The sequence below is a fragment of the Planktothrix sp. FACHB-1355 genome, assembly GCF_014748295.1.
Lineage (GTDB): Bacteria > Cyanobacteriota > Cyanobacteriia > Cyanobacteriales > Aerosakkonemataceae > Aerosakkonema > Aerosakkonema funiforme_A.
Genome location: NZ_JACJUP010000281.1, coordinates 1 through 6,518, shown reverse-complemented (window position 1 = coordinate 6,518; position 6,518 = coordinate 1). Strand labels below are relative to the sequence as shown.

Sequence of the window (6,518 nt, the reverse complement as noted above, 5' to 3'; positions counted from 1 at the left end):
AGGAGCAATTTATGTGCATTGGTAGATCCCTAACAGACTCGATCGCTCGGGAACGATGTCTCAACAGCCAACTGCAAGCGATACTGGCAGATTTTCGGATTATTTTTGAACGCGACCCCGCTGCCCGTAACTGGTTAGAGGTGTTGTTGTGTTACCCGGGTTTTCACGCTTTGTGCTTGCATCGCATCGCCCATTCGTTGCACATCCGCAAAGTTAGTTTGATTCCCCGCTTAATTTCTCACATTGGGCGATTGTTGACGGGAATTGAAATTCACCCAGGTGCCACTATTGGCAAAGGCACATTCATCGATCACGGGATGGGTGTGGTGATTGGCGAAACTGCGATCGTCGGAGAGTACGCACTGATTTATCAAGGCGTCACCCTTGGCGGTACTGGTAAAGAAACCGGTAAGCGCCATCCCACGCTGGGGAACAATGTCGTAGTCGGTGCAGGCGCGAAGGTACTCGGCAATATCAAAATTGGCGATAACGTTCGCATTGGTGCGGGTTCGATCGTACTGCGAGATGTACCTGCCGATTGCACAGTTGTCGGTATTCCAGGACGAATTGTTTCTAAACAGGGTAAAGGTTGTCCTTTGGAACATGGAAAGTTACCAGACCCCGAAGCAACTGTCATCCGCAGTCTAGTTTCTCGGATCGAGCAATTAGAAGAACAACTCAAAAACCTACAGGCAATCAATTCCTAACACTATGTTTAAACCTCCTAATTCTGACACTTTAACGGGTCTTCTTGTCCAAGTTTCCCGGCGCGATCGCTGGCAAGTTCATCGCCGTCTGCAAGAGTTGAAAATTCCCTGTTGGTGTCCGGCAGATGGTTCTTTGCGGGTCGAGATTAATAATAGCATCGAAGCTGTTCTCGTTCGCAGTACTGTGTTGCAATTCATCGCTTCTCGTGCTGAGTTAGTAGATTGGTTGCAGCGTTGTTGGCAAGTATAGAGTTAGAGTATTGGGAATCGTTAAGAGAACTCATTACTAGCTGTCAATTAATACATTAGCCACGTCCTTATATTCTGGAGTAAATGAATGGCACAACTAAACCTCAAACAATCTTTTGGAGAAGTACAAGAAAATCCGATTGGATTGGGACAGGAAGTAACGGTTCCCGTTACGGAAGGATTGAATATTGCACTAGCGAGTTTGCAAGCGCTTTACCTACAATATCAAAAACACCATTTTGTAGTAGAAGGGGCAGAATTTTACTCGCTGCATGAGTTCTTTCAAGAAAGTTACGAAGCAGTTCAAGGTCACGTTCACAGTCTAGGAGAACGCTTGAATGGTTTGGGAGGAACGCCCGTAGCCAGCTTTACGAAACTAGCAGAATTATGTTGTTTCACCATAGAACCAGATGGAACGTTTCCGGCTCGTTCGATGGTCGAACACGATCTACTGGCGGAACAAGCGATCGTTAATTTAATTCGTCGCCAAGCAACTCAAGCGGAAAGTGTAGGCGATCGCGCTACCCGCTATTTGTACGAGCAGATTCTTTTGCAAACTGAAGATCGGGCTTTTCATCTAGCTCATTTTCTCGCAGAAGATAGCCTAATTAAATAAATTAATTTGTTTAATTCCTGGCCAAGAACTGCATTTGTTAAAACTCAAATCTCCACTTTAGCTAACATTAGGAGGCTCCTCTCATGGTAAGTATGTTTTTTTCAGCAGGCTTGTTACTGCTGTGGGCGTTAATATATCAGCAGATGCTCAAAAAAATCATGGGCGATTTTGAAGATCCGCTGAAGAAAGCTAAGCCTTACCACAAACTGACACGTATTTAATTTACAGTGCGTTGTGATGGCAGGCAACTAGGATAAAGAGATGGGAAGTGGAAATTTTTTTGGTTGTCAACTAAAAATATTGGAAAACCAAAATAATCGAAAAAACTTCCCATCTCTATGTAAAGGAATAAAAAGTATTGGATAAATAGAAAACGAGAGAGAGAGAGAGGAGCATTATGAATCGAGTTCAGATTAACGATACGACGCTGCGAGATGGCGAACAGGCTGCGGGTGTTGCTTTTAGCGCAGAAGAAAAAATCGCGATCGCACTTTTCCTAGATACGATAGGCGTGCAAGAATTAGAAATAGGTATTCCCGCAATGGGACGGGAAGAACAAAAAGCGATCGCTCGGATTCTGGACTTAGGTTTGCAAGCGCAACTCCTTGGTTGGAACCGTGCCGTTAAGAGCGATATTGAAGCATCGATCGCTTGCGGCTTAAAGCGAGTACATATCTCGATTCCCGTCTCGGATATTCAAATCGATGCTAAATTCCAAGGCGACTGGCGGGGAATGCTTTCCCAGCTAGAAAAAACCGTCAATTTTGCGCTCGATCGAGGTTTATATGTATCAGTTGGTGGCGAAGATTCTTCGAGAGCAGATGAAAATTTTCTCCTCGATGTCGCACTCTATGTCGAAGAATTAGGTGCATCGCGGTTTCGCTTCTGCGATACGGTCGGTATTCTCGATCCCTTCCGTACCTACGCGAAAGTAAGCGAACTCGTTTCCTTGTTAGAAATTCCTGTAGAAATGCACACCCATAACGACTTAGGGATGGCAACAGCAAATGCGACCGCAGGTGTTTTAGCAGGTGCCAAATCTGTAAATACCACTGTGAACGGATTGGGTGAAAGAGCGGGTAACGCCGCCTTAGAAGAAGTTGTAATGGCGCTCAAACAAATCTATAATTTAGATCTGGGAATCAATACTCGGCATTTTCACGAACTCTCCCGCATTGTCGAAAGAGCATCTGGCGGTACTGTGCCACCTTGGAAAGCAATTGTTGGCGAAAATGCCTTTGTTCACGAAGCTGGTATTCACGCTCATGGCGTACTGCAAAATCCCGTCACTTACGAACCGTTTGCACCGGAAGATATCGGACGGCAGCGATATTTAGCGATCGGCAAACATTCAGGTCGGCATATACTTTCTAATGTATTCCAACAGCACGGTATCGAGCTTAATCCAGATGAAACCCAATCAATTTTAGAGCGGGTAAGAAATTTTTCTGTACAAGTAAAACGCAGTTTAACTGTTCAGGAATTACTCAACTTGGCAAACGATAGGAGGAGCGCATAATGATATCGGATGAAATTGAGTTGGATGGCCCCCCGGCCTTTGAAATGTCCCAAAAAGTGCGGACTCGCAAGTTAATTCGCAATGATGGGACTTTTCCCGGTCAAGAAATTGGTGCAACGCTAGCCAAAAAAGGCGAAGTAGGTTATATCGTTGGCATCGGTACATATTTGCAAACCTCCTACATCTATGCAGTGCATTTTCTGGAAAGAGGTTTCATTGTCGGCTGTCGGAAGAAAGAATTAGAAATTGTGGAGTAAATCTAATGAAAGTGATGTTGCGCCGCCATACTAACGGACATCTGATCGTTTATGTAGCTAAGAAAGACTTAGAAGAGGAAGTTGTTGACGAAAGACCGGGAACTGAGGGAAAAATTTTGACCCTAGCTAATGGATGGGAGTTAGAAATTTCTGATTTGCAACAACCTTTAAAACTGCCGCAAACTGTGGAGGCAAAAAGAATCGCCTAAAATCAATCAACTGTAAGGTGCGTCAGACTTTCGTTATAGATCGATAAAGCGAGGGGAAAGATTCTCTGACGCACCCCAATCATAGCGCCAGTTGGGTAAGTCTTATAAACATCGATCGCTACACATACATGGACAATGGGGAGTAAAGAGGGGCGAGTCCCATCTTACTCCCTTTTCTTCTCTGGCAGATTGCGGAGTGGTACCGATCGTCCTCGATATAATTGTCGCTCTAGTTTGCCCAACCAAAGCCATGCAGATCCGGCTAGCAATGTAAGAACAGATGACATAATTGTCAGGAGAATGGCAGAATTACTGAAAGTGAGGGCGAGGATAGGAAGTATTAACCAAGCGATCGCACCTGCAATTCCGATTCCCCATCTTATCCGTTTAATATTGGTAAGTGCTTTACTGCAACTGGCACATTTTACTGTGTGGGAATGGTAGCGATCGAGCAAAATTTCTGTAGATAATGGTGGCGACAGACTCTCACCCGGAAACGGGTCAGCTTCGTATTCATTCACCCACTTTCGCAACGACGACACGAAAGAATCTGCACGAGTTGGCAGATAACACGCCTTGGCATAATTAACGCTGCCACCCTTCGCTTCCAGATAACGTTCTTGATAATGCAAGAAAATCTGATCGTCTTCCAGAACGCTGTTTTGTCCGATGTGGGAATACCAGCGCGGAGTTAGTTTAATAAACAATCCCGGCAACTTGGAAGAAAACTTAAACGGGAAACGCGCAAATACGCGACATTCTCCCTTGCGAATCGGGGTAGCGTAGACAACAGTCAGCGTTCTGCCAAACTGTTTGGAGGTGAGGTCGTGCCACATCAAGGCGGGGGCGATGAAGGTGGTGTCTTGCCGTCCCAGCTTGCCTTTGCGCGGCCCTTCTTCCCAAATACCTTTGAAACCCTGTTTGCCGGATTCTACCACTTCCAGTTCCACCGGGGCGGCATTGGCGCGATTTCCCACAGAACGATGATGGGTGAAGGGGACGTGACTGGCGTCGAGGACGTTTTCCAGGACAGTCAAGGCATCGTAAGGCAAATCCCGAAAGGTGTTTAGGCAAATCCACTCATCCGGCGATTCTACCATTGGTTCGACTATGGGGATATTCACCTTGGGGGCATTTTCCGGCTTTCCGGGATAAACGAAAAGCAATCCTTGTCGTTCTGCTGTGGGTAGGGATGCTACGCAGGCGCGTTTCGACTCGTGAGCTGTGTTACCGGGAAGTTGTTGCGGAATGCGATCGCACTTGCCATCACCTTTGAAGGCCCAACCGTGATAAGGACATTCCAACAAGCCATCTTCGGCAATTCTCCCCTCAGAAAGCGGTACGAGACGATGAGGACACCGATCCTCAAATGCCCGCCAATTCTGTGCTTCTCTGTCCCACCAAATTACCAGGTCTTGACCCAAGAGCGTAAATTTGGTCAGCTTTGATTTGTCTAGATCTTCAATATAGTGAACGGGATACCAAGCTTCTTTGTTGTCAAAGCGAGTGGGGTCAGTTCCACCCGCCGGCAGCTCGTTGGATTGAGTTATTTCGATCGGCTCTTTCGTCAGCATTCCCAACACTTGTCTGGTTACAGAAATGTTTCTTTATAGATCTTAACAATTCTCTGTTGGTCAGTTGTCAGCTGTCAGTGGTTCTCCTATCCAGCCTCTAGAATTAGAAAAGAGCCATGTATGCAACGCCAAGGTGTAATAGACATCTCTAAAAATTCTTGTGGGGTAGGCATCCTGCCTGCCTTTTTTAGCTTCTTCCCCTATCCCCGACGCCCTAGCTAATATGTCGAAGCCGAACTCAGAAAAGCAAAAAATGGCAACCAGTCGCGAAGTATACCATCGGATTGTATGGGATGGGCGGTTGAACGCCAACGCTTTTACGATCGGCTATCGCGATCGCAGGTGGGAGGAGAGGATTTGGGAAAAACCGCTGATAGAATGGCAAGCAGATGGAGATATTCCCTGGCATCGTATCCGCTACTTTCGCTGCCAAGATACGATCGTCTGGGATCGCGATCGTCATCTCGATCTCGTCTCTACAGATGAGTTACCGCCAACGGCATGGGTAACGCCAGCACAAGTGCAAATAAATAACTCGGATACTACTAAATCTACAATATCGACATTTAAGGCGCGACCTGTTTACGAGTATATATCGCCAAGCTGGCAACCAGTCGATCGCACTATATCAACCAAATCAAATACTTTAAAAATAGTGAGTTTGAATGTTCTTTGCGATACTTACGAATCGGAGATTATTCAAACAGCAAAGCGTATTCCCGTTATCGCCGCACATCTGCGTTCTTGCGATGCAGATATTATCGCTCTCCAAGAAGTAACGCTACCACTGCTGGAATTTCTGTTAACGCAAGATTGGGTACGGGATTACTTTATTTCGGAATCGCCCTCTGGCTCGACGCTTCCATCTCATGGTATTCTAATTTTATCGAAGTTGCCATTTACCTTAGTCGAACATGAGTATTCACAGCACAAGCGAGTGCTGGTGGGAACTTGGCTGGTAAACGATGAGCAATTGCAGGTAGCGGCGGTGCATTTGACAAGCGATCGCGCACGCAATGCGATCGAAAAACGTACCCATCAAATCAGTATATTACTGGAATATCTAAAAACGCAACCGGGTGATTGTGCAATTATCGGAGATTTTAATATCCGAAATGATGAATTGGCAGAAATATTCACGGAAAATAACTATATTGATGTTTGGCAGGAATTGCATCCAGAATCAGCCGGTTACACTTTCGACCCGCAACAAAATCCGCTTGCAGCATTGATGAGTTTAACGGGAGAAGTGGCGCGATTAGATCGCATTCTGTGGCGGGATGAGGATAAGCGTTGGATACCGCAGTCGATCGAACTGTTTGCGAACGAAGCAATTCCCGATACTGAATCAACTCTCTATCCCTCAGATCATTTTGGCATCAAAGAT

The 6,518-nt window shown here is 45.9% G+C and carries 9 protein-coding genes; 8 read left to right on the top strand and 1 reads right to left on the bottom strand.

All coding sequences use genetic code 11. The features are described 5' to 3' along the window. The first annotated feature begins 11 nt into the window (after nt 1-11). The 7 genes from cysE (at nt 12) to nifT (ending at nt 3,557) form a co-directional block, all read left to right on the top strand. Nucleotides 12-707 carry a serine O-acetyltransferase gene (cysE, locus tag H6S82_RS13790; protein ID WP_190474915.1) on the top strand — a complete coding sequence of 232 codons (696 nt, stop codon included), beginning with the start codon at nt 12-14 and terminating at the stop codon, nt 705-707. A 4-nt stretch (nt 708-711) separates the two neighbouring features. Further along, nucleotides 712-957 (top strand): Asr1405/Asl0597 family protein, encoded by a 246-nt coding sequence (locus H6S82_RS13785; protein WP_190474913.1) that lies wholly within the window; start codon nt 712-714, stop codon nt 955-957. Nucleotides 958-1,044: 87 nt separating this feature from the next. Continuing rightward, complete coding sequence (locus H6S82_RS13780; RefSeq protein WP_190474911.1) at nt 1,045-1,572, top strand: Dps family protein; 528 nt, start codon at nt 1,045-1,047, stop codon at nt 1,570-1,572. A gap of 83 nt (nt 1,573-1,655) precedes the next feature. After that, the gene (locus tag H6S82_RS13775) at nt 1,656-1,793 is read left to right on the top strand and encodes a hypothetical protein (protein ID WP_190474909.1); all 138 of its coding nucleotides are present in this window, start codon (nt 1,656-1,658) and stop codon (nt 1,791-1,793) included. A gap of 176 nt (nt 1,794-1,969) precedes the next feature. Continuing rightward, nucleotides 1,970-3,091: a homocitrate synthase gene (gene nifV / locus H6S82_RS13770; RefSeq protein ID WP_190474906.1), complete on the top strand. Its 1,122-nt coding sequence runs from the start codon at nt 1,970-1,972 to the stop codon at nt 3,089-3,091. Next, on the top strand, nt 3,091-3,348 hold the full coding sequence (locus H6S82_RS13765; RefSeq protein WP_190474904.1) for a nitrogen fixation protein NifZ: 258 nt from the start codon (nt 3,091-3,093) through the stop codon (nt 3,346-3,348). Before nifV ends, H6S82_RS13765 begins: the two co-directional genes overlap by 1 nt. Before the next feature lie 5 nt (nt 3,349-3,353). Beyond that, complete coding sequence (gene nifT, locus H6S82_RS13760) at nt 3,354-3,557, top strand: putative nitrogen fixation protein NifT (RefSeq protein ID WP_190474902.1); 204 nt, start codon at nt 3,354-3,356, stop codon at nt 3,555-3,557. Nucleotides 3,558-3,721: 164 nt separating this feature from the next. Here nifT and H6S82_RS13755 read toward each other — a convergent pair whose 3' ends face one another. Next, complete coding sequence (locus H6S82_RS13755; RefSeq protein WP_190474900.1) at nt 3,722-5,131, bottom strand: Rieske 2Fe-2S domain-containing protein; 1,410 nt, start codon at nt 5,129-5,131, stop codon at nt 3,722-3,724. 253 nt (nt 5,132-5,384) lie between these two features. Between H6S82_RS13755 and H6S82_RS13750 the strand changes: the two genes are divergently transcribed. Then, nucleotides 5,385-6,518, top strand: a 1,134-nt coding sequence (locus H6S82_RS13750; protein ID WP_191056318.1) for an RNA repair domain-containing protein, incomplete at its 3' end; no start/stop codon positions are given.

What these genes read in the sequence shown, in the direction of transcription:
- cysE (WP_190474915.1), top strand. Translation starts at nt 12, where the DNA reads ATGTGCATTGGTAGATCCCTAACAGACTCGATCGCTCGGGAACGATGT.
- H6S82_RS13785 (WP_190474913.1), top strand. Translation starts at nt 712, where the DNA reads ATGTTTAAACCTCCTAATTCTGACACTTTAACGGGTCTTCTTGTCCAA.
- H6S82_RS13780 (WP_190474911.1), top strand. Translation starts at nt 1,045, where the DNA reads ATGGCACAACTAAACCTCAAACAATCTTTTGGAGAAGTACAAGAAAAT.
- H6S82_RS13775 (WP_190474909.1), top strand. Translation starts at nt 1,656, where the DNA reads ATGGTAAGTATGTTTTTTTCAGCAGGCTTGTTACTGCTGTGGGCGTTA.
- nifV (WP_190474906.1), top strand. Translation starts at nt 1,970, where the DNA reads ATGAATCGAGTTCAGATTAACGATACGACGCTGCGAGATGGCGAACAG.
- H6S82_RS13765 (WP_190474904.1), top strand. Translation starts at nt 3,091, where the DNA reads ATGATATCGGATGAAATTGAGTTGGATGGCCCCCCGGCCTTTGAAATG.
- nifT (WP_190474902.1), top strand. Translation starts at nt 3,354, where the DNA reads ATGAAAGTGATGTTGCGCCGCCATACTAACGGACATCTGATCGTTTAT.
- H6S82_RS13755 (WP_190474900.1), bottom strand. Translation starts at nt 5,131, where the DNA reads ATGCTGACGAAAGAGCCGATCGAAATAACTCAATCCAACGAGCTGCCG.